Below are 26,276 nucleotides of genomic sequence, written 5' to 3'. Positions count from 1 at the left end.
CGCGGCGAGTCGGCGACGCAAAGCCTTTCGTAGGGGCTAGCGCAGCAAGCCCAGCCGCGGAATCTCGATCTTGGGGCAGCGGTCCATGACGACGACCAGGCCGGCCTTGTCGGCGCGCCGCGCGGCGGCTTCGTCGATGACGCCGAGTTGCATCCACACCGCTTTCGCCCCGTGGACGATCGCATCGTCGACGGCAGCGCCCGCGTCGGCGCTGTTGCGGAAGATATCGACGATCTCGGCCGCCGGCTCGACATCGGCGAGCGTCGCGACCACCGGCGCGCCGTGGATCGTCTTGCCGGCATGGCCGGGATTGACCGCGATCACATCGTGGCCCTGCGCGGCCAGGAAGGCGAGCACGCCGTTCGAGGGGCGTGCGGGATTAGGCGAGGCGCCGACGATGGCGATGCGGCGCGGCCTTGCGAGCAGGGCGCGAATTTCAGCCTCATCGTTGATCGCCATCATATGCCCTTTCGCGCCGCGAGCCACGCCGCGACCTTCGCGGCTATCGCGTGGAACGGCTCGCCCAGCGGATCGGTTCCGGCAGCGGGCGGGACGCCGCCGTCGCTCGCGAGGCGGATGCCCATCGACAGCGGCACGCGGCCGAGAAAATCGAGCTCCATTTCCTTCGCCGCGGCCTCGGCACCGCCGCTTCCGAACGGGTCGCTGACCTCACCGCAATGCGGGCAGGCATAGCCGGCCATATTCTCGACGACGCCGATGATCGGCACTTCGGCCTGCTCGAACAGCGACACGGCGCGCGCTGCGTCCATCAGCGCCAGATCCTGCGGCGTCGAGACGACGACCGCGCCGGTGGGCTTGTGCTTCTGGATCATCGTGAGCTGGACGTCGCCGGTGCCGGGGGGCAGGTCGACGACGAGCGTATCGATATCGCCCCAACTTGCGTCGATCAGCTGTTCGAGCGCGCGGCCGGCCATCGGGCCGCGCCAGGCGATGGCCTGACCCGGCGCGGCGATGTGGCCGGTCGACAGCATCGGAACGCCATAGGCGCTCTGCACCGGCGAGAGCTTGGATCCGCGCGCTTCGGGCTTCACGCCCTCGCTGTCCATCAGGCGCGGCTGCGACGGACCGTAGATGTCGGCATCAACCAGTCCGACCTTCACTCCGGTGCGGCGCAGCGCGACGGCAAGATTGGCGGCGAGCGTCGATTTGCCGACCCCGCCCTTGCCGCTGCCCACCGCGATGATCGTCATCGCCTTGCGCTCGGCGGTCATGGCGACGCGAACGCTGGTAACGCCGGGACGGGCGAGCAGGCCCGCGCGGAGCTTTTCCTCGAGCGGCTTGCGCTCGTCTTCGGCGAGCCCGGTGACATCGAGCACGATCGCGAGCGTGCCCTGATCGTCGAGATAGCGAAGCCCCGACGTGCGGCCGCCGGTCAAATCGGTGGCGAGACTGGCAAGGATGGCGATATCGGTCATGTCCGCGGCAGATAGGGATAAGCGGGGCGATTGCCACCCATTTTCGCCTGGCCCCCCTGTTAATCGCGCGCGCCGCCCTTATAAAAGCATTCATGAGCAACAAAAGTGATGGCAGCATGGGAGGCCGCGCCCCGCAGGGAGTGCGGCAATTTTTCCATCAGATTGCGCTGATGGCGAACAGTCCGTGGGGCAATGGCCCGAAGGATAACGGCGATGGCGATGACCGGTCGGGTCCGCGCAATCCCTGGGTGACGCCCGATCCCGCCGACGGACTGCGCGGGCGCAAGCCGCGCGGCCCCTCCGCACTCGACGAACTTCTGCGCAAGGGACGCGGCGGCTTCGGCGGCGGCGGTTCGGGTGGCGGCGGCGGCAATCTGCAGATGCCCGAATCGGCGCGGCTGTGGAAATGGGGCGTGGGCGCGCTTGTCGCGGTGTGGTTCCTGTTTTCGTCCTTCCACATCGTACCGCCCGAAAAGGAAGGCGTCGTTACCCGGCTCGGCAGCTATTCGCGTACCGTCGGACCCGGCGTGAAATTCACCTGGCCGGCGCCGATCGAGCGTATCCGCATGGAAGACGTGCGCGCGATCCGCACGATGCAGGTCGGCTCGCCCAATGCAAGCGACGAAAATTTCGTCCTCACCCGCGACCAGAGCATCGTCGATCTGGCCTATGAAGTGCGCTGGTCGATCCGCGACCCCGAACTCTATATCTTCCAGCTCGCCGATCCCGACGGCACCATCCGCGAGGTCGCCGAAAGCGCGATGCGCGCGACGGTCGCCAATTTCGACCTGGTGCAGGCGATCGGTCCCGGCCGCGTCGAGATCGAGACGCAGGTCCAGCAGCGCATGCAGGCCCTGCTCGATCAATATCGCGCCGGCGTGACAATCCAGGGCATCGCGATTCGCCAGGCCGATCCGCCGAAGCAGGTCGACGAGGCGTTCAAGGAAGTCACCGCGGCGCGGCAGGAACGCGAGTCGTCGATCAACCTGGCGCGCGCTTATGAACAGCAGGTGCTCGAACGCGCACGCGGTGACACCGCGGCGTTCGACAAGATTTACGAACAATATAAGCTGGCGCCGGGCGTGACCCGCAAGCGGCTATATTATGAAACGATGGAGAATGTTTTGTCGAACGTCGACAAGACGATTGTCGAGGCGCGCGGCGTCACCCCCTATCTGCCGCTGAGCGAAGTTCAGCGGCGCGCGCGCGCGGCGTCCGACGCCGCGTCCGATGCGGCGAAGGGAGGCCAGTGATGTTCGAATCGATCACCCGCCATCCGATGCGGCTGCTCGTCGGCCTCGTCGCCATTCTCGTGATCCTGTCGCAGACGCTGGCGATCGTTCCCGAAGACAAGCAGGCGCTGATCCTGCGCTTCGGCGAAATCGAGCGCACGGTGAATCGCTACAAGGCGAACGAGGAATTCGGCCGGTCGGGTGCGGGCCTTGTCCTGCGCGTGCCGTTCACCGATGGGATCCAATATATCGACAAGCGCATTCTGGGCATCAACATGGAGCGCCAGCAGGTGCTCTCCACCGATCAGCAACGGCTGCAGGTCGATGCCTTCGCACGCTTCCGCATCACCAACCCGGTGCGCATGTACACCGCGATCCGGACCGAGGATAAATTGCAGCAACAGCTGGCGACAATCCTCGGCTCGTCGCTGCGCAACGAACTCGGCAAGCGGACCTTCGCGACCCTGCTCTCGCCCGAACGCGGTGCGGTGATGGACAATATCCAGGTCGCGCTCAATCGCGAGGCGCACAAATATGGCGCCGAAATCATCGACGTGCGGATCAAGCGCGCCGACCTCCCCGAAGGCGCGACGCTGCAGGCGGCCTATGACCGCATGCGCACCGCGCGCCAGCAGGAAGCGATCGCGATCCGCGCCGAAGGGCAGAAGGAAGCGCAGATCATTCGCGGTAACGCCGATGGCGAAGCCGCGCGCATCTATGCCGCCAGCTTTGGCAAGGATCCCGAATTCTATGATTTCTATCGCGCCATGCAGAGTTATCGTCAGACATTCCTGGGCGAGAATAACAAGGGCGGAACGTCGATCATCATGTCGCCCGACAATGAATATCTGAAGCGTTTCAGCGGCGGATAGGGGCAGGACGGCGGATGAACCGGACGTGCAGTCGCCGTTCATGTTCAATTGCCGTTCAGCCGCGCGGCCCCAAATGAAGCCTGCCGGGGTCCTTGGGTTTTTTCGCAAGAGAGAAGGATTTGCGATCGTGCGTTATGTTTATGGCATCACTTCGGCTTTGCTGGTGGGTGGCACAGCGCTCGCGCTCGTCACCCAGTCGCCCGTTATCGCGCAGGTCGCGCAGAACGAGCGCAGCGAAATCGCCAAGGCGGTTCCGCGCGCCGGCGCGCCCGAAAGCTTCGCCGACCTGGTCGAGCAGCTGCAGCCCGCAGTGGTCAACATCTCGACCAAGCAGGAAGTCACGCTGGGCGTCCGGCTCGATCCTTTCGCGGGAACGCGCGAACCGGTCACGCAGGAGCAGCAGGGCGGCGGTTCGGGCTTTCTGATCTCGGACGACGGCTATATCGTCACCAACAACCATGTCGTCACCGGCGGTCCGCGCGGCGAACAGGTGAACCAGGTCACGGTGACGCTGACCAACGGCAAGGAATTTCAGGCCAAGATCGTCGGCCGCGACGTCGCCTCCGACCTCGCGCTGCTCAAGATCGACGCGACCGGCATGCCGTTCGTGAAATTCGGCGACAGCGGCAAGGCGCGCGTCGGCGACTGGGTGGTCGCGATCGGTAACCCGCTCGGCCTCGGCTCGACCGTCACCGCGGGCATTATCTCGGCGGTGCAGCGCAATATCGGCAGTGGCGGCGCTTATGACCGCTACATCCAGACCGACACGGCGATCAATCGCGGCAACTCGGGCGGTCCGCTGTTCGACCTGCACGGCAATGTCGTCGGCATCAACAATATGCTGATCTCGCCCGTCGGCGCGAACATCGGCGTCAATTTCGCCATCCCGGCCGATGCGGCGATCCCGGTGATCAACGCGCTGCGCGCCGGCGAGCGCGTCGAGCGCGGCTATCTGGGCATCGGCATCGCGCCGGTCGGCGAGGATATCGCTGCGGCGCTCGGCCTGCCCAAGGATCGCGGCGAATTCGTCCAGCGCGTCGAGGATGACGGTGCCGCGGCGAAGGCGGGCATCAAGCGCGGCGACGTCGTGACCAAGGTCAACGGCAAGGATGTGACGCCGCAGCAGACGCTGTCCTACATCGTCGCGAACACCAAGCCGGGGACGCGTATCCCGATCGAGGTCGTGCGCGACGGCAAGACGATGACGCTCAACGCCGTCGTCGGCACGCGTCCGCCCGAAGACCAGCTCGCAGGCAATGATTTCGACCCCGAAGACGATCAGGCGACGCCTGACGACAACAGCGGGAGCGTTTCGGACAAGGCGGTCCAGGACAATCTGGGCCTCGCGGTGCAGACGCTGACCCCCGACATCGCGCGCGCTGTCGGCGTCGATGCATCGACCAAGGGCCTCGTCATCGGCGCCGCATCGAGCAACAGCGATGCTGGCCGCAAGGGCCTGCGCCGCGGCGATGTGATCCTCAGCGTCAACCGCACCCCGGTGACGACGAGCGAGGGCCTGGCCAAGGCGGTGGCGGAAGCGAAGAAGGCCGGCCGCGACGCGGTGCTGATGGAGATTCTCCGCCGCGGCGGTCCGTCGGCGTTTATCGCGATCCGCATCAAGCCGTAATCGCGCAGCATCGTCAACGTTTCGATAGGGGCGCCCGGACATCGACCGGGCGCCCCTTTTCTTTTCTTGTCGTATATATTGTTCCTGATATGTTCTCGCTTCAACGAATCGGGAGATGACCAATGATCGGATATGTGACGCTCGGCACCAACGACCTTGCCAAAGCGGCGGTTTTTTACGACGCGATCGCCGCCGAACTGGGTGTGCCGCGCATGATGGAATTCGACAATTTCATTGCTTGGGGCAAGGAGGGCGGCGGCGCGGGCATTGGCCTGACCAAGCCGTTCGACGGCAATGTCGCGACCGTCGGTAATGGCGTGATGGTGGCGCTGGAGGCCAGCGATACCGATCAGGTCCAGCGCCTCTACGATATTGCGCTGGCGAATGGCGGCCGCGACGAAGGCGCCCCCGGTCCGCGCGGCGAAGGTTTTTACGCGGGCTATTTTCGCGATCCCGACGGCAACAAGCTCAACGCCTTCGTCATGGGGTGACGACGCGTTGGCGGCGCGCACGGGCGTTGCAGCCATAGACAGTCCTAAAACGGCCGGCCGCGGCGGATTGCCGCCGTCCCGGCCCGCTGTTAGCCTGCGGCGCTCGTCCGTTCGCGAAAGGATCGTCATGCGTTGGAAATCGGCCTTGGTTGCGGCGGTGATGCTTGGCTGCGCCTCACCCGCGTTCGCGCAGGAAAGTGCGGGACGGAGTCTCGACGAAATCGCGCCCGAGATCGACGCGCTCTTTGCCCGCTATCAGGCCGATCAGCATATCCCTGGCCTCGTCTATGGCATCGTGCAGGATGGCAAGCTCGTCTATCTGAAGGGGCGCGGGGTTCAGGATGTGGCGACCGGAACGCCGGTCGACGGCGATACGCTGTTCCGAATTGCTTCGATGACCAAGGCTTTCACCGCGCTGGCGGTGCTCAACCTGCGCGACCGGGGCAAGCTGCGGCTCGACGATCTGGCCGAAGATTATGTCCCAGAAATGAAGCGTTGGACCTATCCGACCGCGGACAGTCCGCGCATTCGCGTGCGCGACCTGCTCCACCATGTCGCGGGGTTCGTCACCGACGATCCGTGGGGCGACCGCCAGCAGATATTGTCGCAGGACGATTTTACCAAGATGCTGACCGCCGGCGTCCCCTTCACGCAGGCGCCGCAGAGCCGCTTCGAATATTCGAACTTCGGCTATGCCCTGCTCGGCCGCATCGTCGCCAATGCGTCGGGTATGCCCTATGCCGACTATGTCCGCATCACCATCCTCCGCCCGCTGGGAATGGAGGCCAGCGGCTATGACGTGACGAGCGCGCCGCGCGCGCATTATGCCCGCGGCTACCGCTGGGAAGGTGAGACGTGGGTGCCCGAACCCGAAATGGCCGACGGTGCCTTCAACAGCATGGGCGGGCTGCAGGTCAGCGCGCGGGACTATGCCAAATGGGTCGCCTTTATGCTGTCGGCCTGGCCGCCGCGCAACGAGACCGATGCTGGGCCAATCCGCCGCGCAACGGTGCGCGAGATCGCGCAGGGCCTGAACTTCGTCTCGCTGGCGACGCGCGCCGGCGCGAGCGGCGAGACGGCGTGCAAGCAGGCCGCGGCCTATGGCATGGGCTGGCGCGTCGCGCAGGACTGCGAGCTCGGGCTCACCCTGTCGCACGGCGGTGGCTATCCGGGTTATGGCAGCCATGTGATGCTGATGCCCGACTTCGGCGCTGGCGTCTTTGCGCTGTCGAACCGCACCTATGCCGGGCCTTCGGCGCCCGCCTGGGACACGGCGGTGGCGATGGAGAAGGCGGGGTTGCTCAAAACCCGGCCAGCGCCGGTCACGCCCGACATGGCCGCGATGATCGCGGCGGTGCGCGCGGTCTATGACGCGGGCGACCTGACGCCGATGCAGGACCGGTTGGCGATGAACTTCCTGATGGACCGCTCGGCGGCGCTATGGGCGAAGGATCTGGCGGCGCTGAAAGATCAGCTGGGCGCATGTCCGACCGCCGAGCCGCCCGTGGCGCGCGGCGCGCTGGGAGCGGTGTTCCGGCTCAACTGCGAGCGCGGCAAGCTCGACGGTCAGATTCTGCTGGCCCCGACGCATCCGCTGACGGTTCAGGCCCTGCGCCTTCGTCCAGCACGCGACTAGCTCGCGGGGCGAGCCGGTGCCGCTTTGGCCGCGCCGCGCGGGCGCCGGGCGAAAAGCGGCTTCAAGGCGGCACCGAGCTGCGCGAAGCCGCGGTCGAGGTCGGCGCTGAAGCGCGCATGATCGGCGTTCCAGCTCCGCATCCAGATTTCATCCATCATCGTCTGTCTCCATCGATTGCAATAGGGTGCAGATGCGCCTTCGCTGGCGCCTTCGCCAATTAAAGCTTTGGACAAACATATAAGCTTACCTTATGCTCTGGTAATGCCGAAACTGCCGCCCCTCGCTGCCGTCCGCGCCTTTGAATCAGCTGCAAGACTGGAAAATTTCTCGCGCGCTGCCGAGGAACTGGGGATGACGCAGGCAGCGGTCAGCTATCAGGTCCGCCAATTGGAAGACCGGCTCGGCCGCGCGCTGTTCGTGCGCGAAAAGGGCCGTGTGCGACTGTCGGAGACCGGGCAACGCGTGTTCCCCGCAATCCGCGCCGCCTTTGCCGCAATGCACGATGCCTTCGCTGCACTTGGCAGCGACGAAACCGACGTGCTGACGATCAGCGCCGTGACGAGCTTCGGCGGCGCGTGGCTGAGCGCGCGTATCGGCCGCTTCCAGCTCGCTTACCCCGACCTTGCCGTGCGCATGTCGATGAGCAACGATCTGGTCGACTTCGACGCGTCGAACGTCGATGTTGCGATCCGTCTTGGAATGGGCCCCTGGCCCGGCCTGCGCAGCGACTTTCTGATGCGCCAGACGCTGGCACCGCTCGCCGCACCATCGTTCATCGCCGAGCATGCGATCCGCGAACCCGCCGACCTGCTGCGCGTCCAGCGGCTCGCCCCGAACGACAGCTGGTGGGCCGACTGGTTTGTCGCTGCGGGGGTCGCGACTCCGCTGGCGCCATCGCGCCTCGGCATAGAGCTCGACAGCCAGTTGCAGGAGGCGAGCGCGGTGCAGGCGGGCTTCGGGGCCGCGATGATGACCCCGCTGTTCTGGCAGGCCGACCTTGCCAGCGGCCGGATGGTCCAGCCCTTCGATACACTCTATGTCGCCGATGCCGGCCTGTGGCTCGTCCACCGCGAAAATCGCGTCGGGGTGCGCAAGATCGAGCGCTTCCGCGAATGGCTGCACGACGAATTGAAGAAGGATCGCCACCTGCTGCCCGAGGCGCTATGGCAGCCGCCGTCATGACCTTCACCGCCGTTCCGCTCACGCTCTATCCCGACATGTTCCCCGGTCCGCTGGGGCACAGCATGGCGGGGCGCGCGCTCGAAAGCGGGACATGGGCGTGCGCTCCCGTCCAGATCCGCGATTTTGCCACCGACCGGCATCGCACCGTCGACGATACGCCCGCGGGCGGCGGCGCCGGCATGGTGCTGAAGGCCGACGTGCTGGGGGCGGCGATCGATCATGCGACGGCGGCGCATCCGGGGCTGCCGCTGCTCGCCATGACCCCGCGCGGCGCGCCGGTCACGCAGAAGCGCGTGCGCGACCTTGCCGCGGGTCCGGGAGCGATCATCCTGTGCGGCCGCTTCGAGGGTTTCGACGAACGCATCTTCGACGCACGGCCGATCGAACAGCTGTCGATGGGCGACATCATACTTTCGGGCGGCGAGATGGGCGCGCTGATGCTGCTCGACGCTTGCATTCGGCTGCTTCCCGGCGTAATGGGCGCGGCTTCAAGTGGCGACGACGAATCGTTCGAGAACGGTTTGCTCGAATATCCGCACTATACCCGGCCCGTCACATGGGAAGGGCGCACGATCCCCGAAGTGCTGCGATCGGGGGATCATGCGAAGATCGCCGCCTGGCGGAAACAACAGGCGCAGGATCATACACGGTTACGCAGGCCGGACCTTTGGGAGCGTCATGAGGACGCTCGGGCCCGACCTGCCTCTGGCGCGCGGCAAAAGAAGAAGGACTAGAGGCATGAACCTCATCCAGACGATCGAAGCTGAAGAAATTGCCAAGGCCGGCAAAGAGATTCCGACGTTCCGCCCCGGCGACACGCTGCGCGTCGGCGTGAAGGTGGTCGAAGGCGAACGCACCCGCGTCCAGAATTTCGAAGGCGTGTGCATCGCGCGCGCGAACAAGGGCATGGGCTCGAACTTCACCGTGCGCAAAATGTCGTTCGGCGAAGGCGTCGAGCGCGTCTTCCCGCTTTATTCGCCGAACATCGATTCGATTACCGTCGTCCGCAAGGGCGCCGTGCGCCGTGCGAAGCTCTACTATCTGCGGGGCCGCACCGGTAAATCGGCTCGTATTGCGGAGCGCCGCGATTACCGGTCGGAAGCCGGCGAAGGCTGAGGAGAGGTTTCTCCCCACAAAGCCGAAACAGCTTTCCAGAACGACCGGTTCCGCCAAAGCGCAGAACCGGTCGTTTTTCATTTCACGCCAAGACAAAGGACATATTTCATGGGTTACCGGATCGTCGTCGCTGGTGCGACGGGCAATGTCGGACGCGAAGTCCTCGCCATCCTCGCCGAACGCGAATTTCCGATCGCCGAACTGGCGGCGGTCGCGTCGTCGCGCAGCCAGGGCGACGAAGTCGAGATCGGCGATACCGGCAAAACCGTGAAATGTCAGAATATCGAGAATTTCGACTGGTCGGGCTGGGACATGGCGATCTTCGCCATCGGCAGCGACGCGACCGCGATTCACGCGCCCAAGGCCGCAGCCGCGGGCTGCGTCGTGATCGACAACTCGTCGCTCTATCGCATGGACCCCGACGTGCCGCTGATCGTGCCCGAGGTGAACCCCGACGCGATCGATGGCTATACCAAGCGCAACATCATCGCGAACCCGAACTGCTCGACCGCGCAGATGGTCGTCGCGCTGAAGCCGCTGCACGATGCGGCGAAAATCAAGCGCGTCGTGGTTTCGACCTATCAGTCGGTGTCGGGCGCCGGCAAGGCGGGGATGGACGAGCTATGGAACCAGACGCGCCAGATCTTCGTCGGCGACGAAAAGGACATCAAGAAGTTCACCAAGCAGATCGCCTTCAACGTCATTCCGCACATCGACAAATTCCTCGACGACGGATCGACGAAGGAAGAATGGAAGATGGTCGCCGAGACGAAGAAGATCCTCGATCCGAAGATCAAGGTCACCGCGACCTGCGTCCGCGTTCCGGTCTTCGTCGGCCACTCGGAAGCCATCAATATCGAGATGGAGAAGGAACTGCCCGCCGAGGAAGCGCAGCGCATCCTGCGCGAGGCGCCGGGCGTCATGCTGGTCGATAAGCGCGAGGACGGCGGATATATCACCCCCGTCGAATGCGTCGGCGACTATGCGACCTTCGTCAGCCGGGTGCGCGACGACAGCACCGTCGACAATGGCCTGAACCTCTGGTGCGTCAGCGACAACCTGCGCAAGGGCGCGGCGCTGAATGCGGTGCAGATCGCCGAACTGCTCGGCCGCCGGCATCTGAAGAAGGGTTGATCTTGTTATCCTCCCTGTCGCGCAGCGATGGGGAGGTGGCAGCCCGAAGGGCTGACGGAGGGGCTTTGACGCCGGCGCGCTCGCGGCCCCGCCACCATCCCCCTTGCGGACGGCCCCCCTCCCACCGCTGCGTGGCAGGGAGGATTGCCTTGGCGAGATCGGGTCATCCGGATTATGCCCATAACATGACCGCGCCTTTCGCTTTTACCCATGCGCTTTGCCGGACCCCGGCGCCGTCGGCCGTCAACGGCATCCGTGCGGGCGGCGGACCCGATCCCGAGCTGGCGGGAATCATGGCCGAGCATGCCGCCTATGTCGCGGTGCTGCGCGAGCTGGGCCTGACGGTCGATGTTCTGCCGCCGCTCGATGCCTTTCCCGATGCGCTGTTCGTCGAGGACGTCGCGCTGACCTTTGCCGAAGGCGCGATCCTGCTCCGTCCCGGTGCGCCGAGCCGCGCGGGCGAGGTCGCGTACATACGCGCTGCGCTCGCCGAACGGCACGGCCGCGTCCTTGAACTGGCCGGGCCGGGACATGTCGACGGCGGTGATGTGCTGCGCCTTGCCGACCGCGTGATCATCGGCCTGTCTGACCGCACCGACCGGGCGGGGGCCGAAACGCTGACTGCGCTGCTCGGCGATCTTGGATACCGCGCGCAGATCGCGCAGACCCCGCCCGGCGTGCTGCATTTCAAGACCGGCTGCGGCCTTGTCGACGACCGCACCGTGCTCGCCGTCCCCGCCATGCGCGACTGCCCCGAATTTGCGGGGCTGGAGGTGTTGCTGACGCCGATGGGCGAAGAAGGCGCGGCGAATATCCTGCGCGTCCGCGACACGGTGCTGATCGGCGCGCGCTGGCTTGCAACGCAAGCGCTGCTGGCGGCGCGCGGCGTCCCGTTTCGCGCGCTGCCCACCGATCAGATCGCGCGGATCGACGCCGGGCTCAGCTGCATGTCGCTGCGCTGGTAATCGCCCCGCGCTCTGGCGTATAGCGGCGCGTCCCCTTCGGAGTCCTGCCATGCGCAAGCTGCCCGCCCTCGTCCTCCTCGCGCTGCTCGCGGCGTGCAAGCCCGCCGCCGACAAGCCGGCCGCCGATGACCGACCGCCGGTCGTGCCCGACGTCCCAGAGGCGAAGCTCGACGGTCCGGCAGCGGCGTCGCTGTCGGTCGCGCTCGACGCTGCGGGGCTGCGCTTCATCGACAAGGCCAGCGGCAAGACCAGCCTGCTCGCGTTCGGCATCCCGCGCAAACAGGCCGAAGAGGCGTTGGCGCGCGTTGCGGGGGTCGTCGACGACCGCAGCGACAATGACGAGTGCGGCGCGGGGCCGATGCAATTTTCGCGCTTCGATGCAATGACGCTCAATTTTCAGGACGACAAGTTCGTCGGCTGGTTTCTGGGCGACGAGGCGGGCGCCGAATTCTATTCGACGGTCAGCGGCATCGGTATCGGCACGACGCGCGCCAAGGCATCCGCATCGACCACCGTCGTCGATCACAAGGACAGCACGCTGGGCGAGGAGTTCAGCCTGGGCACCGGCGATGCAGCGATCGGCGGCATGTTCGCCGAGCCGGGCAAGGATGCGAAGATCGAGGCGCTGTTCGCCGGGGCCAATTGCTTCTTCCGTTAACGGTCACGCAGATCGCCGGCGAGATTTGATCGACGGCGTTGCCGGGGCTAGTCTGCCGCCATGTCGGCTTTCCTTCCCTATGCGCCGCTCAACACGCCCAAAGCCTTTGGTGGCCGATTGTGGATCGTCGATGGTCCCGAAATCCGCATGGATTACGGGCCGACCTCGATCCCCTTTCCAACCCGGATGACCGTCGTGCGGCTTGCCGACGGCACGCTGTGGGTTCATTCGCCGATCGCTCCCGACAAGGACCTGCTTTCTGCCATCGACCGCCTCGGCCCGGTCGCCTGGCTGATCGCGCCGAACAGCCTTCATTATTGGTATGTGGCCGACTGGCAGGCGATCTATCCCGGCGCGCGAACGCTCGCGGTGCCCGATCTCGCCACGCGCGCGAAGCGGCCCTTCCGCATCGACGCGATGCTCGACGGCGAGGCGGTGCTGCCCGAAGAGCTGGAGACGGTTTTCGTTCCGGGCACGCTGGTCAATGAAGCGGTGTTTTTCCACCGGCCCTCGCGCACCGTCGTGCTGACCGACCTGATCGAGAATTTTGAGCCGCAGCGGATACGCAGCCGCTTTTATCGCGGGCTCGTCCGCCTCTCGGGCGCGGCGCATCCCGACGGCAAGGCGCCGATCGACCTGCGGTTGACCTTCTGGCCGCGCCGCGCGCGTGTTCGCCGGGCGGTCGCTGCTATATTGAGCTGGGATTGCGAGCGCGTCGTGATGGCGCACGGCTTGCCATATGAGCGGGACGGCGCCGCCGAGCTTCGGCGTGCCTTGCGCTGGGTCTGCTGACGCGGCGCTGGCGCGACCCTGTCAGTGCCCCATGTCGGCGGCCGAGGCCTGCGCCGCGCCGGGCCTGGGGGGACGCAGCAGGACGACGAGCGGCACGGCCGCGAGCGTGACCCACATCATCAGCCAGAAATCGTCGATATAAGCGACCATCGCCGCCTGCCGGTTGATTTCGCCATTGACCATCTGCATCGCGACATCGCCGATGATGCCGAAGCGGTCGGCCGTCGAGGGATCGACGAGGCTGACCGAGCTGTTGGTGACATGCGCGACCAGATCCTGGTGGCTGGTCTGCGTATTCGATCCGAGCAGCGTCGTGACCACCGAAATGCCCACCGACGCCCCCATGCTGCGGAACAGGTTGAGGAGGCTCGATCCGTCGGTCCGGAACTGCATCGGGATCGTGGCAAAGGCCATGGTGTTGAGCGGGATGAAGATCAGCCCCATCCCTAATCCCTGCACCAGCCCGCTGACGACCACGGGACCGGCGCCCATCATCAGCGACCATTGGCTCATCTGATACAGCGAATAGGCGGCGATCAGCAGTCCCGAACCGACCATCCAGCGCGCATCGATCTTGCCGAGCAGGCGCCCGGCGACCCACATGCTCATCAGGATGCCGATCCCGCGCACCGCGAGCACCAGCCCTGTATCGATCACCGGCCAGCCCAACAGGCGTTGCAGCATCGGCGGCAGCAGCGCCATCGACGAGAACATGACCACCCCGATCACGATCATGAAGCCCATGCCCATGACGAGGTTGCGATCGGCGAGCATCTTGCGGTTGAACAAGGTCACCGGCGCGGTGAGCAGGTGGATGAGGAACATCCACAGGCAGGCAACCGAAACGCCGAGTTCGATCCAGATTTCGGCACTCTCGAACCAGTCCTGCTGCGCACCGCGGTCGAGCATCAGCTGCAGCGCAGCGAGGCCGAGCGCGAGCATCGAGAAGCCGAACAGATCGAACTTGCGCTCGCGGGTATGCGTCCGCGGCAGCAGCGCCCACATCAGCACCAGCGTGATCAATCCGACGGGCAGGTTGACGTAGAACACCCAGCGCCAGTTCGCCGATTCGGTGAGCCAGCCGCCCAGGATGGGCCCCAGAATCGGGCCGATCATGATCCCCATCCCCCAGATCGACATCGCCCGCGCGTGCCGTTCGGGCGGGTTGATGTCGAGCATTACCGATTGCGACAGCGGACTGATGAAGGCGGCGGCGATCCCCTGCAGGAAGCGGAACGCCACCATCTCCTCGAGATTCTGCGCGGCACCGCACGCCATCGAGGTCAGGACGAAGCCGACGATCGCCGCGAGGAACAATTGCCGCCGTCCGATCCGGTCGGCGAGCCAGCCGGTGATCGGCATCGCCACTGCCGAGGCGATGATGTAGCTGGTGAGAACCCAGTTGACCGTCTCGCTCGTCGCACCGAGCGCGCTTTGCATATGCGGTATCGCGACATTGGCGATGGTCGTGTCGAGAATCTGCATCACCGACGCGCCCATCACGGCCACCGTCAGCAGGCCGCGATAGCGCACCTGCTGATAGAGCGGGATCGACGCATCGACCGGTTGCGCCGCGCTGGGCGACCGGCGGGGAAGGGCGCGGCTCGCCATCGGCCCGCCCCTATTTCGCGGTGATCACTTTGACGTCGGCGGACAGGCCGGCGATCATGTCGCGCGACGGCGTTTCGTCGAGCGCGATGCGCACCGGCACGCGCTGCGTCACCTTCACCCAGTTGCCGGTCGCATTCTGGGCGGGGAGTACCGAAAATTCGCTGCCGGTTCCAGCGCCGATGCTTTCGACATGGCCGCGTACCTTGAGCCCCGGATAGGCGTCGAAGCGGATCTCGGCGCGCTGGCCGACGCGCATGTCGGCAAGGTCGGTTTCCTTGAAATTGGCCTCGACATAGGGGTGCAGCGTATCGACGAGCGTCACCGCGGGGAGCCCCGCGACCATCATCTGGCCGAGTTGCAGCCGGTCCGACTGGGCGATGCGCCCGGCGCTCGGCGCGCGCACTTCGGTGCGGCCGAGGTTGACCTGTGCCTGCGCGCGCTGGACCTTTGCCGATTCGACCTCGGGATTCACGCCGCTGCCCCCGGTGGCAAGCTTGGCGCGCGCCTCCGCGGCGTCGGCGCGGGCCTGCGCAAGGCCTGCGCGCGCCTGTTCGACCGCATGCTTCGATGCGTCATAGGCCGCCTTGGTGGTGAAGCCCTTTTCCATGAGCGCCGCCTGCCGCGCGAAATTGGATTCGGCAAAGCCCACCGCTTCCTTCGCCGCCTTGATGTCGACGCCGGTCGCGGCGAGGCTGGCCGACAGATTGCCGACATTGACCTTGGCCGCGTCGATCGCGGCATTCGCCTGCGCCACCGTCAGCGCATAGGGTTCGCCGTCGATGCGAAAAAGCAGCTGACCCTTGTCGACCATCTGGCCGTCGCGCACCGCAACCTCGGTGATCCGGCCGCCAACCTCGGCGGCGATCGATACCTTGTCCATCTGGACATAGGCATTGTCGGTCGACACCGCGCCGCCGCTCGTCAGCCAGTACCAGCCGCCGCCGACGAGCAGCGCCAGCGGCACGCCGAACATCAACAGGCGGGTGCGCCAGCCCGGCTTGCGGGTCTCGTCGGTTTCGGCCTCGGGCGCGGGCGGCACGGGATCGGCCTTGGGTTTCGCCTTCGGCACCGAAACCTCTTCGCCCGTGGGAGCGGCGGGAGCGGTGGGCGCGGCGGCAGGACGGGAGGGGGAGAGCTGATCCATCACATTGTCTCTTTTGTCGGTTCCTTGCCGCATTCGCGGCGCGAAAGATTGGCGCGGACGCGCTCGACCAGCTCGATGAGCTGCGCGCGTTCGGCTGCGCTGAGCCCCTCGGTCGCCTCTTCGGTCAGCGCATCGGCGATGTCGCGCATGCCGCCGACGATCGCGCCGGTGCGCGGCGTCAGATACAGTCGCCAGGCGCGGCGGTCAGTCGGATCGGCGCGGCGTTCGACCAGCTCCGCCTCGACCAACCGGTCGACCATGCGCGACAGGGTGATCGGTTCGACCTCGATGAGTTCGGCGAGCGGCCCCTGCCGGATCCCCTCGTGCCGCTTCAGATAGCTGATCAGCCGCCACTGGAGCGCGGTGATTCCGCTGTGTTTCGTGCGTGCGTTGAAGGCGCGGCGAAACAGCCGCGCGGTGTCGTTGAGCAGGAAACCGATCGTCTCACTCATGGCATGCGATATAATAGCAACTGCTATAATATTCAATGACGATTATGCTGCATGTGCGAAGCATCTGATTTGGAGCAAAAAATTGCCGTTTCGCTTGCGCGGCGCCGCATTTTTTGCAGGATGCCGCGCATGAGTCTGTCTGCTGATCTTTTCTGGTCCTTCCGCTCGCCCTACAGCTATCTGGCGATCGGCCGCTACCGCGCGCTGATGGCGAGCCACGATGTGACGATCAACCTGCGCCCGGTCTATCCGCTGGCCGTGCGCCAGCCCGACTTTTTCGAGCGCAACCACCCCAATTGGCTCAGTTACACGATGCGCGACATGATCCGCGTCGCGCAGTTCCACGGCATCCCCTTCGGGCCGCCGCGTCCCGACCCGATCGTCCAGAATGTGATGACGCGCGAGATCGCCGCCGAACAACCCTACATCTATCGCCTCACCCGGCTGGGGCAGGCGGCGTCGCGGCGCGGCAAGAGCCTGGCCTTTTGCGACGAGCTGGCGCAGCTCATCTGGGGCGGCGCGCAGGACTGGCACCTCGGCGACCATCTGGCGGGCGCAGCGAAGCGCGCCGGGCTCGATCTCGCCGAACTCGATGCGGAGGCGGAAAGCGACGCCGAAACGCTCGATCAGGAGATCGCCGCCAACCAGGTCGCGCTCGAAATCGCCGGCCATTGGGGCGTGCCGACATTGGTGTTCGAAGGCGAGCCCTTCTTCGGACAGGACCGCATCGAAATGGCGAAGTGGCGCATGGAGCAAAAAGGATTGCGCCCGCGATAGCTTGCGGACGTTCGCGCTTATCCTCGCCCGTTTGCATGGAGCGAAGTCCGCTCCCTACCCCAAAACCACCATGTGTGGCCGCGGCTGATGTCGGTCGGTTCGTGCGAACGCCCGCTTGGGGATTTCACCCGCTTGCCCTTGCGCGTCTTCCCCGCATAAGGACGGGCATGAGCATCGAACCGCAATTTTTCGACGCGCGCGATGGGGTGCGCCTGGCCTGGCGCGCAATGGGCGAAGGTCGGCCGATCCTGTTGCTGCATGGCCTGTTTTCGAGCGCCGAGGTCAACTGGATCAAATTCGGCACCGCAGCGCGAATCGCGCGTGAGGGATATCATGTCATCATGCCCGACCTGCGCGTCCACGGATCGAGCGCGGCGCCGCATGGGGCGGAGCATTATCCTTCCGACATATTGGTGGATGACCTGCAGGATCTGGTCGCGCATCTCGATCTTGCCGATTTCGACCTTGGCGGCTTCTCGCTCGGCGCGCGGACGAGCGTGCGCGCGGTCGTTGCGGGGATGCGCCCGGCGCGCCTGATCCTTGGCGGTATGGGGCTGGCGGGACTCGCGGGGTGGCAGCGGCGCGGGCAGTTCTTCAAGCGCGTGATCGCCGAATATGACAGCGCGAAGCGCGGCGACGACACATGGCTGTCGATCCAGTTCATGAAAACGATGAAGATCGACCGTGTCGCGGCGGGGCTTCTGCTCGACAGCTTCACCGACACGCCGCCCGAAGCGCTGGCGGCGATCACGATGCCGACGCTGGTGGTGTGCGGCGAACAGGATCAGGACAATGGCTCAGCGTCCGAACTAGTCGCGGCGCTGGCCGATGCCCAACTCGCGACGATCCCCGGCACGCACATGTCGAGCGTCACCGAGCCCGAGCTGGGTGAGGCGATCGCGGCCTTTCTGACCGCTTGACCCCCCGGCGCCGACGCGCCAAGCTGGTTTTACGGCGCCGCAGAGCGCACCCCCAAAGTCCAGAGGATTGCACCCCATGAAAGCCATGATTTCGACTATGTCGCTTGCCCTGTCGCTCGCGCTCGCCGCACCGGCATATGCGCAGGACAATGCCGCCGCGACCGCGGCCCCCGCCGCCACGCCGACCGCGGCCGACGCCGATGCCTTCATCGCCGCCGTCGAGAAGGATCTGTTCGACTATACGGTCGAGGCGAGCCAAGTGAACTGGGTCAACGCCACCTACATCACCGACGACACCGACGCGATGGCCGCGCGGATCAATGCCGTGGGGACCGAAAAGTCGGTCAAATATGCACTCGAAGCCGCGAAATATATGGATGTGCCGGGGCTCAGCGCCGATACGAAGCGCAAGCTCGACATCCTGCGCACCGGCCTTGTCCTTCCCGCGCCGACGAAGCCTGGCGCCGCGACCGAGCTCAACACGATCGCGACCGACCTGCAATCGCAATATGGCAAGGGCCGCGGCAGGCTCGACGGCAAGGAAATCTCGGGATCGGATATCGAGGCGGAGATGGGCAATCTCCAGCACACGCCCGCCGAATTCGCCGAAATGTGGACAAGCTGGCACGACAATGTCGGCGCCCCGATGAAGGATGATTATGCGCGCATGGTCGCGATCGCCAACGAAGGCGCGAAGGAACTCGGCTTTGCCGATACCGGCGCGATGTGGCGGTCGGGCTATGACATGTCGCCCGAGGATTTCGCGAAGACCACCGAACGGCTGTGGCAGGAAGTGAAACCGCTCTACATGGCGCTTCACACCTATGTCCGCTGGAAACTCAACGAGAAATATGGCGACGCGGTGCAGCCGAAAACCGGCCCGATCCGCGCCGATCTACTTGGCAACATGTGGGCGCAGGAATGGGGCAATATCTACCCGCTCGTCGCGCCGCCGGGATCGGGCGACCTAGGTTACGACATCGGCGATCTGCTCAAGGAAAAGGGCAAGGCGCCGCTCGACATGGTCAAGGCGGGCGAGAATTTCTATTCCTCGCTCGGCTTCGCGAAGCTGCCCGATACCTTCTGGAAGCGCAGCCAGTTCCTGAAGCCCGCCGACCGCGAAGTCGTGTGCCATGCCTCGGCCTGGGACGTCGACAACAAGGACGACATCCGCATCAAGATGTGCATCAAGGTGAACAGCGACGATTTCGTCACCATCCACCACGAGCTTGGCCACAACTATTATCAGCGCGCCTATAACAAGCAGCCGTTCCTCTATCTGAACGGCGCCAACGATGGCTTCCACGAAGCGATCGGCGACTTCATCGCGCTGTCGATCACCCCGCAATATCTGGTCGACATCGGCCTGCTTGACAAGGCGAAGGTGCCGAGCGCCGACAAGGATATCGGCCTGCTGCTGCGTCAGGCGATGGACAAGGTCGCCTTCCTGCCCTTCGGCCTGCTCGTCGACCGCTGGCGCTGGGGCGTGTTCGACGGGTCGATCAAGCCCGCCGATTACAACAAGGCCTGGACCCAGCTTCGCCTGCAATATCAGGGCATCACGCCGCCGGTCGCGCGCCCCGAAACCGCGTTTGACCCGGGCGCCAAATATCATATCCCCGGCAACACGCCCTACACCCGTTATTTCCTCGCGCGCGTGCTGCAGTTCCAATTCTATCAGGCGGCGTGCAAGCAGGCGGGATGGAAGGGCCCGCTCCACCGTTGCTCCTTCTATGGCAACAAGGAAGTGGGGCAGAAGCTGAACGCGATGCTCGAAATGGGCGCCTCCAAGCCCTGGCCTGACGCGCTCGAGGTCTTCACCGGCAGCCGCGACATGTCGGGCAAGGCGATGATGGAATATTTCGCCCCGCTCAAGAAATGGCTCGACGAACAGAATAAGGGCAAGCCGTCGGGCTGGTAAGGCACGCGGAACCGCAAGCAAGGGACCGGAAAGCCATCTTTCCGGTCCCTTTGCATGTCGGCCGGGTAGGGGCTGCCGCCGCTTTGCCGATTGCCTGATTTCCTGCGCCGTTCTAGGCTCTTGGCCGGGTGCCCCGAGCGGAGGAATGCAGCAGTGAGCGACGGCAGCGAAGCGACCGAAATCTACATCGGCCTGGGCGGAGGCGGTGCGCCCGACGGGCCGCGCCAGTCGCTGGTGCTGAAGCGCGCGAACCGCCACGGGCTGATCGCGGGCGCGACCGGGACCGGCAAGACGGTGACGCTGCAGGGACTGGCCGAGGGTTTCTCGGCGGTCGGCGTGCCGGTTTTCGTCGCCGACGTGAAGGGCGACCTGTCGGGGCTCGCGATGGCGGGCAGTCCGACGTCGAAACTGCACGAGGTCTTTGCCAAGCGCGCGGCCGAAATCGGCGACAGCGACTGGGCCTATCACGACAATCCGGCGATCTTCTGGGACCTGTTCGGCGAGCAGGGCCATCCCATTCGTACCACAATTTCCGAGATGGGGCCGCTGCTCCTCGCGCGGCTGATGGATCTCAACGAGGTGCAGGAAGGGGTTTTGTCGATCGCCTTCCGCGTCGCCGACGAACAGAATCTGTTGCTGCTCGATATGGGCGATCTGCAGGCGATGCTCGCCTGGTGCGCCGAAAATGCCGGCGATCTGTCGACCAAATATGGCAATGTGACCAAGGCGACGGTGGGGACGATCCAGCGCCAGCTCTTGTCGCTGCAAAGCCAGGGCGGCGACCATTTCTTCGGCGAACCCGCGCTCGACATCATGGACATGATCCAGTGCGACGATAAGGGTCGCGGCTATGTGAACATCCTTGCCGCCGACAAGCTGATGGCCAGCCCGAAGCTTTATGCGACCTTCCTGCTCTGGCTGCTGTCCGAGATGTTCGAGACGCTTCCTGAAATCGGCGATCCCGACAAGCCGAAGCTCGTCTTCTTCTTTGACGAAGCGCATCTGCTGTTCGACGACGCGCCGCCCGCGCTGGTCGACAAGATCGAACAGGTCGTGCGCCTGATCCGATCGAAGGGTGTCGGCGTCTATTTCGTGACGCAGAACCCGATCGATGTGCCCGAAGAAGTCGCAGGGCAGCTCGGTAACCGCGTCCAGCACGCGCTGCGCGCCTTTACCCCGCGCGACCAGAAGGCGGTGAAGGCGGCGGCCGACACCTTTCGGCCCAATCCGAAGGTCGATGTCGCGCGCGAGATCACCGAGCTCAAGGTCGGCGAAGCGCTGGTCTCGCTGCTCATGCCCGACGGCGCGCCCTCTCCGGTCGAGCGCACGCTGATCAAGCCGCCCTGCTCGCGCGCCGGTCCGCTCGACCCCAAGGAGCGCGCGATCATCCAGTCGATCTCGCCGGTCGCGGGCAAATATGACACACTCGTCAATCGTGAAAGCGCCGAAGAACTGCTCGCCGCCAAGGCCGAGCAGGCGCAGGCGGCCGCCGCTGAAGCCAAGGCGCAGGAGGAAGCCGACAAGGCGGCGGCAATCGCGGCAAAGGAAGAGGCCAAGCGCAAGGCCGCCGACGAGCGCGTCCGCCTGCAACAGGAACGCGCCGCGGCGCGCGAGGCGGCGAAGCCGAGCATGGCCGAAAAGATGATGGAATCGGCGGCGCGCTCCGCCGCGACGAGCCTCGGCCGGCAGGTTGCGGGCAAGTTCGGCGGCCAGTTGATGCGCGGCATATTGGGCAGCCTGTTCAAATGACCGCCGGCGATGCCGCGCGGATGGAGGCGGCGCTGCTCGCCGTCGCCGACGCGGGCATCGACATTCGCCATGCGCTGTTCGATCGGTTCCTCAATGCCTTCCCGCAGCGACGCGCCGCCTTTCTGAACCTCGATGCGGCGTCGCGGCGCATGACCAACGAGACGTTGCAGGCGATGTTCGGGCTGGCGCAGGGCGAAGGCTGGGTCTGGCCGCAGATTGCCGAACTGGTGGTGACGCATCGCAACTATGGAGCGCTGACGGCGGCCGAATATGACGCCTTCGTCGATATGGCGGTCGATGCGCTTGCGGTGGCGGCGGGCACCGCATGGGACGCGGATTGCAACGCCGCCTGGCGCCGTCAGGCCGCGGCGCTCAAGGCGATGATCCACCGCGCACTCGCCGAATGGCAGGCGGCGCTTCCCGAGGCGCACCGCCAGGCGGCCGGCTGATCCGAGCCCGCGCCCGCGGCGCGCTATTCCATCTCGACAGGCGCCGAGGCTTCAGGCAATTTGGTTGCATGACAAAACCTATATTGCCTGGAGAGGTAGCCGCCGCCGTCGTCGATCCCGCCGCTTACGGGGCATGGGACGGCTTGCACGAACAGCTTTCCTGGGCGCGCGCCAATGCGCCGCTCGCGGTAGCCGAGAACCCGGACTATGATCCCTTCTGGCTGGTGACGCGGCACGCTGACGTCATGGCGATCGGCCGCGATCCGCAGCGCTTTGCCAATGCAGTGCGCCCGACTGTGCTCACCAATCGCGATGGCGAGGCGCTCGCCCGCGCCGCGACGCCGGGCAATGACGGGCATCTGATCCGTTCGCTCGTCCAGATGGACGCGCCCGACCATATGAAATACCGGCTGCTGACGCAGAGCTGGTTCATGCCCAAGAATCTGAAGCAGGTCGAAGACCGCATCCGTCAGATCGCACGCGAGACGGTAGACAAATTGCTCGCGACCGGCGGCGAATGCGATTTCGCGCGTGACGTCGCGGCGCATTACCCGCTGCATGTCGTGATGGACATATTGGGGGTGCCGCCGGAAGACGAGCCGCGAATGCTGATGCTGACCCAGCAATTGTTCGGATCGACCGACCCCGACCTCAACCGCAGCCGCGAGGCGATCACCAGCGCCGAACAGGCGATCGCCATGCTCCACTATGTCATCGCTGATTTCGAAAATTATTTCCGCGAACTGACCGCTGACCGCCGCGCCAATCCGCGTCAGGATATTGCGACGGTGATCGCCAATGCGACGATCGACGGCGGTCAGATCCCTGACCGCGAACTTGCAGGCTATTATATGATCATCGCAACGGCGGGGCACGACACGACGAGTGCGTCAACCGCCGGCGCGATCATGGAGCTGGCAAAGAATCCGGCGCTTTTCGAACGCTTTCGGGCCGCCGACGGCGACAAGGCGGGGCTGATCGAAGAGGCGATCCGCTGGACGACGCCGGTGCAGCATTTCATGCGCACCGCGCGGGCCGATGTCGAGATCGGCGGGCAGCAGATCCGCGAAGGCGACTGGCTGATGCTCAACTATGTCTCGGCCAACCGCGACGAGGCGGTGTTCGGCGACCCCTTTGCCTTCGACCCCGACCGTGCGAAGAATCAGCAGATCGCCTTCGGCTTCGGCGCGCATGTGTGCCTCGGCCAGCATCTGGCGCGCATGGAAATGCGGATCATGATGGAAGAATTGCTGCCGCGCCTGAAAAAGCTCGAACTCGCGGGCGAACCGGCGCGCGTCGAATCGGTGTTCGTCGGCGGCTTGAAGCGCCTGCCGATCCGGTTCGAAGCGGCGTAGGGGGGGTGTAAGCGACTGAAGCTTGCCGGGCTGACCGAAGGAACGAGCGTCCCGAGTCGCTATTGTGTTCCCCGGCGAAAGCCAGGGGCCCAGAGCGTCGAACGCTGACGTTGGAGTTTTAAAGCTCCGGACCCCGGCTTTCGCCAGGGAACAGCAAACTGCCGCAAGGACGCTACCCTAAACCTTCTCGCCCGGAAAGAAGCGCGCGATCACATCGCTGGCGAGGCGCGCAGGGCGCAGCGTCTCGGCGTCGATGCAGCACCAGCTCGATTTGACTTCGGCGAGCACCTCTTCGCCGCGCTTTATGATCGTTTCATAGAAAGCGCGCGCGCCCTGGACCTTTTCCAGGATCACCGTCGCGATGACCTCATCGTCGAGAAAGGCTGGGCGGCGATAGGTGATTTCATGCTTCAGCGCGACCCACAGATGCTGGGCCACCGCCTCGGGCGGCGCGATCTTTCGCCAGTGCGACAGCACTGCATCCTGCACCCAGCTTAGATAATGGGCGTTGTTGACGTGGCCCATGAAGTCGATGACCTCGGGGCCGACGATGATGTCATGGTCGTGGGGAAGCGCGGCGCTGCTCATATCGTTGACACTAGTGTCAACAATTCGTGACGGAAAGATGAAATCCGATTCTTTTCTGGTCCGGTCTCGGGAAGGACCATCTTCGGCGTCGGCGAAGAATGCACTTAGCCGCGGCCGCGATAGGGCGCGACCCCCTGATCGGGCAGCCACAGCCCCAAGGGCGGCGGCCCCGATTGCCAGAACACGTCGATGGGAATGCCGCCGCGCGGATACCAATAGCCGCCGATGCGCAGCCATTGCGGCTGCATCTCGTCGAACAGGCGGCGGCCGATACCCACGGTGCAGTCTTCGTGAAAGCCTGCATGGTTGCGGAAGGAGCCGAGGAACAGCTTGAGGCTTTTCGATTCGACGATCGTCTCGCCCGGCGCATAGTCGATCACCAGATGCGCGAAGTCGGGCTGCCCGGTAACGGGGCAGAGCGAGGTGAATTCGGGCGCGGCAAAGCGCACGAGATACAGCTCGCCGGCGCGCGGATTGGGGACATAGTCGAGCAATGCCGCCTCGGGCGAGGCAGGCAGTTCACTCGATTGGCCGAGATGTTTGGGCTGAAGCGGCGTATGGCTGGAATCACTCATGGCTTTCGTCTAGTGCGGCGCGCAGCCGATGTCACCGTCGATCGGGACGGGATGGCGGCGCGAAGCGCCCGTGCGATACGCAAGGCGCAGGCCATACAGAGTTTTGGGATCGCATTACATCATGACGAAGCGGAGTTTCGGGCGGACAGCGAAGATGGCGCGGCTATCGACCGCCGCGCTGGCGGCGGTGCTGATTGCGGGGGCAGCGGGAACGCCCGCGCTGGCACAGCAGGACGAAACGCCCGCCCCGACCCCGGCGCCGTCGGCCACCAGTCCGTCGACCTTCCGCCTGCCGTCGACCAACGATGGCCGTACCACGGGGATGCAGGGTCCCGCGGACAATGGCATTCCGCCGCTTGCGCCGGGCGAGCGCCGCGGGACTCCGGCACCGACGCCTGCGCCGACCGTGGTCGTCCCCACGCGCCCTGCGCCCGCGCCGACGGCCCAGCGTCCGACCGCGACCACGCCGGCGCCGACCCCCGCGCCCACGCCGACGCGCCGCGATACGCCCGCCGCCGCATCGACGCGCGCGCCTTCCGCGGCGCCTGCGCCCGCGCCGACTCCGGCACCGACCGCATCGCAGGGTGCGCCCGCCGCGACCTCGCCGACCGACGATGCCGCCACGCTGCCGGGCTTCACCAGCGATCCGACGAGCGCAGCGGGCACCCTCGATGCGCCGGTGCAGCCGTCGGACGAGGCAGCCGGTGCGGCGGCGCCGACCGACAAGGGCGCGGTACCGATCTGGGCGTGGCTGCTCGCGGGACTCGCCGCTGCCGGGGCGGGGCTATGGTATTGGCGCCGCCGTCCAGCGCCCGCCGCCGACGCCCCGGCTGATTATGATCAGCCCTCGCCGCCGCCCGCACCGCGTGCCGCCGTTCCTGCACCGCGCGCCGCGCCGCAGCCAGCGCCGCAGCCTGCTCCTCCGGCGCCGCAACCCGCGCCGCAACCGGATCGTGGGCCCCAGCCGCAATTCCGGCCGACGCCGCTTCCGGTGGCTTCGCCGCCCGTTCCCTCCCCGCTCGTCACGCGCCCCGCCGCAGAACGACGCGCGCAGGTGTCGATGGCGTTCGAGGTGCGCGACATTCGCCTGACGTCCGAACATCTGGTCGTGTCCTTCACGCTCAACCTGCTGAACGAGGGGCTGCTCGACGCCACTGGCCTCCTCGTCCGTATTGCGCTGCATCAGGCGTCGGCGATGCCCGAAGCGGTGCTCGCGCGCTTTTTCGACGGCGCGGGGGGCAGCGTGCTGCGCGACGACATGACATTGGCGGCGGGCGCGGGCGAGGCGCTGACGACCGAGGTGATGTTGCCGCGGGCGATCGTCGAGCCGCTGGTGATCGCCGGCCGCCCGATGCTGATCCCGGTCATAGCGCTCGACGTCACCTATCATTGGGATGGCCCTGGCGAAGCCTTTGGCCAGAATGCCGGCAGTTTCGTGCTCGGCCGCGAACAGGGGACGAGCGGCAGCGACAAGCTGGCACCGCTGCCCTTCGATCGCCCGATGCTGGTCATCGACCGCCCTGGTGCACGCACGACCGCCGTGCGCCGGATGCAGTGATTCCCCGCGTCGCGCGGGCGCCATGCTCCGCTTTAC

General features: G+C 65.7%; 27 protein-coding genes. 19 read left to right on the top strand and 8 right to left on the bottom strand.

Annotation, left to right across the window (positions count from 1 at the left end; translation table 11 throughout):
* Positions 1 to 36: 36 nt before the first annotated feature.
* Both MU856_RS16120 and MU856_RS16115 read right to left on the bottom strand, forming a co-directional pair.
* Positions 37 to 459: a CoA-binding protein gene (locus tag MU856_RS16120; protein WP_062901440.1), complete on the bottom strand. Its 423-nt coding sequence runs from the start codon at positions 457 to 459 to the stop codon at positions 37 to 39.
* On the bottom strand, positions 459 to 1,436 hold the full coding sequence (locus MU856_RS16115; protein WP_318153195.1) for an Mrp/NBP35 family ATP-binding protein: 978 nt from the start codon (positions 1,434 to 1,436) through the stop codon (positions 459 to 461). The genes MU856_RS16120 and MU856_RS16115 overlap by 1 nt, the downstream gene beginning before the upstream one ends.
* A 92-nt stretch (positions 1,437 to 1,528) precedes the next feature.
* On the opposite strand from MU856_RS16115, the gene hflK reads away from it, so the two are divergent.
* The 5 genes from hflK to MU856_RS16090 all read left to right on the top strand — a co-directional run bounded on the left by hflK (position 1,529) and on the right by MU856_RS16090 (position 7,294).
* Entirely contained in the window at positions 1,529 to 2,689 is a 1,161-nt protein-coding gene (gene hflK, locus MU856_RS16110) for a protease modulator HflK (RefSeq protein WP_263587927.1), read from the top strand.
* Positions 2,689 to 3,540: a protease modulator HflC gene (hflC, locus tag MU856_RS16105; protein ID WP_062901442.1), complete on the top strand. Its 852-nt coding sequence runs from the start codon at positions 2,689 to 2,691 to the stop codon at positions 3,538 to 3,540. The genes hflK and hflC overlap by 1 nt, the downstream gene beginning before the upstream one ends.
* A 127-nt stretch (positions 3,541 to 3,667) precedes the next feature.
* Positions 3,668 to 5,167: a Do family serine endopeptidase gene (locus MU856_RS16100; RefSeq protein WP_263587926.1), complete on the top strand. Its 1,500-nt coding sequence runs from the start codon at positions 3,668 to 3,670 to the stop codon at positions 5,165 to 5,167.
* Between the two features lie 122 nt (positions 5,168 to 5,289).
* The gene (locus MU856_RS16095; protein ID WP_263587925.1) at positions 5,290 to 5,658 is read left to right on the top strand and encodes a VOC family protein; all 369 of its coding nucleotides are present in this window, start codon (positions 5,290 to 5,292) and stop codon (positions 5,656 to 5,658) included.
* A 127-nt stretch (positions 5,659 to 5,785) separates the two neighbouring features.
* Complete coding sequence (locus MU856_RS16090) at positions 5,786 to 7,294, top strand: serine hydrolase domain-containing protein (RefSeq protein WP_263587924.1); 1,509 nt, start codon at positions 5,786 to 5,788, stop codon at positions 7,292 to 7,294.
* Here the strand turns inward: MU856_RS16090 and MU856_RS16085 are convergent.
* Positions 7,291 to 7,452 (bottom strand): hypothetical protein, encoded by a 162-nt coding sequence (locus tag MU856_RS16085; RefSeq protein WP_186401487.1) that lies wholly within the window; start codon positions 7,450 to 7,452, stop codon positions 7,291 to 7,293. The two genes, MU856_RS16090 and MU856_RS16085, sit on opposite strands and share 4 nt — an antisense overlap.
* Before the next feature lie 103 nt (positions 7,453 to 7,555).
* Between MU856_RS16085 and MU856_RS16080 the strand changes: the two genes are divergently transcribed.
* The 7 genes from MU856_RS16080 to MU856_RS16050 all read left to right on the top strand — a co-directional run bounded on the left by MU856_RS16080 (position 7,556) and on the right by MU856_RS16050 (position 13,141).
* Complete coding sequence (locus MU856_RS16080) at positions 7,556 to 8,476, top strand: LysR substrate-binding domain-containing protein (protein ID WP_263587923.1); 921 nt, start codon at positions 7,556 to 7,558, stop codon at positions 8,474 to 8,476.
* Positions 8,473 to 9,210 (top strand): tRNA (guanosine(37)-N1)-methyltransferase TrmD, encoded by a 738-nt coding sequence (trmD, locus tag MU856_RS16075; RefSeq protein WP_263588986.1) that lies wholly within the window; start codon positions 8,473 to 8,475, stop codon positions 9,208 to 9,210. The genes MU856_RS16080 and trmD overlap by 4 nt, the downstream gene beginning before the upstream one ends.
* 4 nt (positions 9,211 to 9,214) lie before the next feature.
* Positions 9,215 to 9,592: a 50S ribosomal protein L19 gene (rplS, locus tag MU856_RS16070; RefSeq protein ID WP_186401489.1), complete on the top strand. Its 378-nt coding sequence runs from the start codon at positions 9,215 to 9,217 to the stop codon at positions 9,590 to 9,592.
* A gap of 108 nt (positions 9,593 to 9,700) precedes the next feature.
* Positions 9,701 to 10,726 carry an aspartate-semialdehyde dehydrogenase gene (locus MU856_RS16065; protein WP_003041985.1) on the top strand — a complete coding sequence of 342 codons (1,026 nt, stop codon included), beginning with the start codon at positions 9,701 to 9,703 and terminating at the stop codon, positions 10,724 to 10,726.
* A 185-nt stretch (positions 10,727 to 10,911) separates the two neighbouring features.
* Positions 10,912 to 11,691, top strand: a complete 780-nt coding sequence (locus MU856_RS16060) for a dimethylarginine dimethylaminohydrolase family protein (RefSeq protein WP_263587922.1) — start codon at positions 10,912 to 10,914, stop codon at positions 11,689 to 11,691.
* Positions 11,692 to 11,740: 49 nt separating this feature from the next.
* On the top strand, positions 11,741 to 12,349 hold the full coding sequence (locus MU856_RS16055; RefSeq protein ID WP_263587921.1) for a hypothetical protein: 609 nt from the start codon (positions 11,741 to 11,743) through the stop codon (positions 12,347 to 12,349).
* 60 nt (positions 12,350 to 12,409) lie between these two features.
* The gene (locus MU856_RS16050) at positions 12,410 to 13,141 is read left to right on the top strand and encodes a DUF4336 domain-containing protein (RefSeq protein ID WP_263587920.1); all 732 of its coding nucleotides are present in this window, start codon (positions 12,410 to 12,412) and stop codon (positions 13,139 to 13,141) included.
* Positions 13,142 to 13,162: 21 nt separating this feature from the next.
* On the opposite strand, the gene MU856_RS16045 is transcribed toward MU856_RS16050, so the two are convergent.
* Genes MU856_RS16045 through MU856_RS16035 form a run of 3 tightly spaced genes read right to left on the bottom strand, consistent with a single transcriptional unit; the run spans position 13,163 to position 16,348 of the window.
* Positions 13,163 to 14,752: an MDR family MFS transporter gene (locus tag MU856_RS16045; RefSeq protein WP_263587919.1), complete on the bottom strand. Its 1,590-nt coding sequence runs from the start codon at positions 14,750 to 14,752 to the stop codon at positions 13,163 to 13,165.
* A gap of 10 nt (positions 14,753 to 14,762) precedes the next feature.
* Complete coding sequence (locus MU856_RS16040; protein ID WP_263587918.1) at positions 14,763 to 15,896, bottom strand: HlyD family secretion protein; 1,134 nt, start codon at positions 15,894 to 15,896, stop codon at positions 14,763 to 14,765.
* On the bottom strand, positions 15,896 to 16,348 hold the full coding sequence (locus tag MU856_RS16035) for a MarR family winged helix-turn-helix transcriptional regulator (RefSeq protein ID WP_062767387.1): 453 nt from the start codon (positions 16,346 to 16,348) through the stop codon (positions 15,896 to 15,898). Before MU856_RS16035 ends, MU856_RS16040 begins: the two co-directional genes overlap by 1 nt.
* 129 nt (positions 16,349 to 16,477) lie before the next feature.
* Between MU856_RS16035 and MU856_RS16030 the strand changes: the two genes are divergently transcribed.
* The 6 genes from MU856_RS16030 (at position 16,478) to MU856_RS16005 (ending at position 23,519) form a co-directional block, all read left to right on the top strand.
* On the top strand, positions 16,478 to 17,125 hold the full coding sequence (locus tag MU856_RS16030; protein ID WP_263587917.1) for a 2-hydroxychromene-2-carboxylate isomerase: 648 nt from the start codon (positions 16,478 to 16,480) through the stop codon (positions 17,123 to 17,125).
* A 167-nt stretch (positions 17,126 to 17,292) separates the two neighbouring features.
* Positions 17,293 to 18,045 (top strand): alpha/beta fold hydrolase, encoded by a 753-nt coding sequence (locus MU856_RS16025; protein ID WP_062901451.1) that lies wholly within the window; start codon positions 17,293 to 17,295, stop codon positions 18,043 to 18,045.
* Between the two features lie 76 nt (positions 18,046 to 18,121).
* Complete coding sequence (locus MU856_RS16020) at positions 18,122 to 19,966, top strand: M2 family metallopeptidase (protein ID WP_062901452.1); 1,845 nt, start codon at positions 18,122 to 18,124, stop codon at positions 19,964 to 19,966.
* A gap of 153 nt (positions 19,967 to 20,119) precedes the next feature.
* On the top strand, positions 20,120 to 21,715 hold the full coding sequence (locus MU856_RS16015; protein ID WP_412072795.1) for a helicase HerA-like domain-containing protein: 1,596 nt from the start codon (positions 20,120 to 20,122) through the stop codon (positions 21,713 to 21,715).
* A complete protein-coding gene (locus tag MU856_RS16010) occupies positions 21,712 to 22,164 on the top strand; it encodes a hypothetical protein (protein ID WP_186401501.1) in 453 nt (150 codons plus the stop codon). Before MU856_RS16015 ends, MU856_RS16010 begins: the two co-directional genes overlap by 4 nt.
* Positions 22,165 to 22,232: 68 nt before the next feature.
* The gene (locus MU856_RS16005) at positions 22,233 to 23,519 is read left to right on the top strand and encodes a cytochrome P450 (RefSeq protein WP_263587916.1); all 1,287 of its coding nucleotides are present in this window, start codon (positions 22,233 to 22,235) and stop codon (positions 23,517 to 23,519) included.
* Positions 23,520 to 23,696: 177 nt separating this feature from the next.
* Here MU856_RS16005 and MU856_RS16000 read toward each other — a convergent pair whose 3' ends face one another.
* Positions 23,697 to 24,107: an acyl-CoA thioesterase gene (locus MU856_RS16000; RefSeq protein ID WP_263587915.1), complete on the bottom strand. Its 411-nt coding sequence runs from the start codon at positions 24,105 to 24,107 to the stop codon at positions 23,697 to 23,699.
* A 104-nt stretch (positions 24,108 to 24,211) separates the two neighbouring features.
* Positions 24,212 to 24,682, bottom strand: a complete 471-nt coding sequence (queF, locus tag MU856_RS15995) for a preQ(1) synthase (protein ID WP_062901456.1) — start codon at positions 24,680 to 24,682, stop codon at positions 24,212 to 24,214.
* A gap of 121 nt (positions 24,683 to 24,803) precedes the next feature.
* On the opposite strand from queF, the gene MU856_RS15990 reads away from it, so the two are divergent.
* The gene (locus MU856_RS15990) at positions 24,804 to 26,240 is read left to right on the top strand and encodes a hypothetical protein (protein ID WP_186401503.1); all 1,437 of its coding nucleotides are present in this window, start codon (positions 24,804 to 24,806) and stop codon (positions 26,238 to 26,240) included.
* Positions 26,241 to 26,276 lie beyond the last annotated feature (36 nt).

Origin of the sequence: Sphingopyxis sp. GC21 (assembly GCF_025727575.1) — a bacterium.
GTDB classification, from domain to species: Bacteria; Pseudomonadota; Alphaproteobacteria; order Sphingomonadales; family Sphingomonadaceae; genus Sphingopyxis; species Sphingopyxis terrae_A.
This window is presented reverse-complemented; position numbering and strand designations above follow the sequence as displayed.

What these genes read in the sequence shown, in the direction of transcription:
- MU856_RS16120 (WP_062901440.1), bottom strand. Translation starts at nt 459, where the DNA reads ATGGCGATCAACGATGAGGCTGAAATTCGCGCCCTGCTCGCAAGGCCG.
- MU856_RS16115 (WP_318153195.1), bottom strand. Translation starts at nt 1,436, where the DNA reads ATGACCGATATCGCCATCCTTGCCAGTCTCGCCACCGATTTGACCGGC.
- hflK (WP_263587927.1), top strand. Translation starts at nt 1,529, where the DNA reads ATGAGCAACAAAAGTGATGGCAGCATGGGAGGCCGCGCCCCGCAGGGA.
- hflC (WP_062901442.1), top strand. Translation starts at nt 2,689, where the DNA reads ATGTTCGAATCGATCACCCGCCATCCGATGCGGCTGCTCGTCGGCCTC.
- MU856_RS16095 (WP_263587925.1), top strand. Translation starts at nt 5,290, where the DNA reads ATGATCGGATATGTGACGCTCGGCACCAACGACCTTGCCAAAGCGGCG.
- MU856_RS16090 (WP_263587924.1), top strand. Translation starts at nt 5,786, where the DNA reads ATGCGTTGGAAATCGGCCTTGGTTGCGGCGGTGATGCTTGGCTGCGCC.
- MU856_RS16085 (WP_186401487.1), bottom strand. Translation starts at nt 7,452, where the DNA reads ATGATGGATGAAATCTGGATGCGGAGCTGGAACGCCGATCATGCGCGC.
- MU856_RS16080 (WP_263587923.1), top strand. Translation starts at nt 7,556, where the DNA reads ATGCCGAAACTGCCGCCCCTCGCTGCCGTCCGCGCCTTTGAATCAGCT.
- trmD (WP_263588986.1), top strand. Translation starts at nt 8,473, where the DNA reads ATGACCTTCACCGCCGTTCCGCTCACGCTCTATCCCGACATGTTCCCC.
- rplS (WP_186401489.1), top strand. Translation starts at nt 9,215, where the DNA reads ATGAACCTCATCCAGACGATCGAAGCTGAAGAAATTGCCAAGGCCGGC.
- MU856_RS16065 (WP_003041985.1), top strand. Translation starts at nt 9,701, where the DNA reads ATGGGTTACCGGATCGTCGTCGCTGGTGCGACGGGCAATGTCGGACGC.
- MU856_RS16060 (WP_263587922.1), top strand. Translation starts at nt 10,912, where the DNA reads ATGACCGCGCCTTTCGCTTTTACCCATGCGCTTTGCCGGACCCCGGCG.
- MU856_RS16055 (WP_263587921.1), top strand. Translation starts at nt 11,741, where the DNA reads ATGCGCAAGCTGCCCGCCCTCGTCCTCCTCGCGCTGCTCGCGGCGTGC.
- MU856_RS16050 (WP_263587920.1), top strand. Translation starts at nt 12,410, where the DNA reads ATGTCGGCTTTCCTTCCCTATGCGCCGCTCAACACGCCCAAAGCCTTT.
- MU856_RS16045 (WP_263587919.1), bottom strand. Translation starts at nt 14,752, where the DNA reads ATGGCGAGCCGCGCCCTTCCCCGCCGGTCGCCCAGCGCGGCGCAACCG.
- MU856_RS16040 (WP_263587918.1), bottom strand. Translation starts at nt 15,896, where the DNA reads ATGGATCAGCTCTCCCCCTCCCGTCCTGCCGCCGCGCCCACCGCTCCC.
- MU856_RS16035 (WP_062767387.1), bottom strand. Translation starts at nt 16,348, where the DNA reads ATGAGTGAGACGATCGGTTTCCTGCTCAACGACACCGCGCGGCTGTTT.
- MU856_RS16030 (WP_263587917.1), top strand. Translation starts at nt 16,478, where the DNA reads ATGAGTCTGTCTGCTGATCTTTTCTGGTCCTTCCGCTCGCCCTACAGC.
- MU856_RS16025 (WP_062901451.1), top strand. Translation starts at nt 17,293, where the DNA reads ATGAGCATCGAACCGCAATTTTTCGACGCGCGCGATGGGGTGCGCCTG.
- MU856_RS16020 (WP_062901452.1), top strand. Translation starts at nt 18,122, where the DNA reads ATGAAAGCCATGATTTCGACTATGTCGCTTGCCCTGTCGCTCGCGCTC.
- MU856_RS16010 (WP_186401501.1), top strand. Translation starts at nt 21,712, where the DNA reads ATGACCGCCGGCGATGCCGCGCGGATGGAGGCGGCGCTGCTCGCCGTC.
- MU856_RS16005 (WP_263587916.1), top strand. Translation starts at nt 22,233, where the DNA reads ATGACAAAACCTATATTGCCTGGAGAGGTAGCCGCCGCCGTCGTCGAT.
- MU856_RS16000 (WP_263587915.1), bottom strand. Translation starts at nt 24,107, where the DNA reads ATGAGCAGCGCCGCGCTTCCCCACGACCATGACATCATCGTCGGCCCC.
- queF (WP_062901456.1), bottom strand. Translation starts at nt 24,682, where the DNA reads ATGAGTGATTCCAGCCATACGCCGCTTCAGCCCAAACATCTCGGCCAA.
- MU856_RS15990 (WP_186401503.1), top strand. Translation starts at nt 24,804, where the DNA reads ATGACGAAGCGGAGTTTCGGGCGGACAGCGAAGATGGCGCGGCTATCG.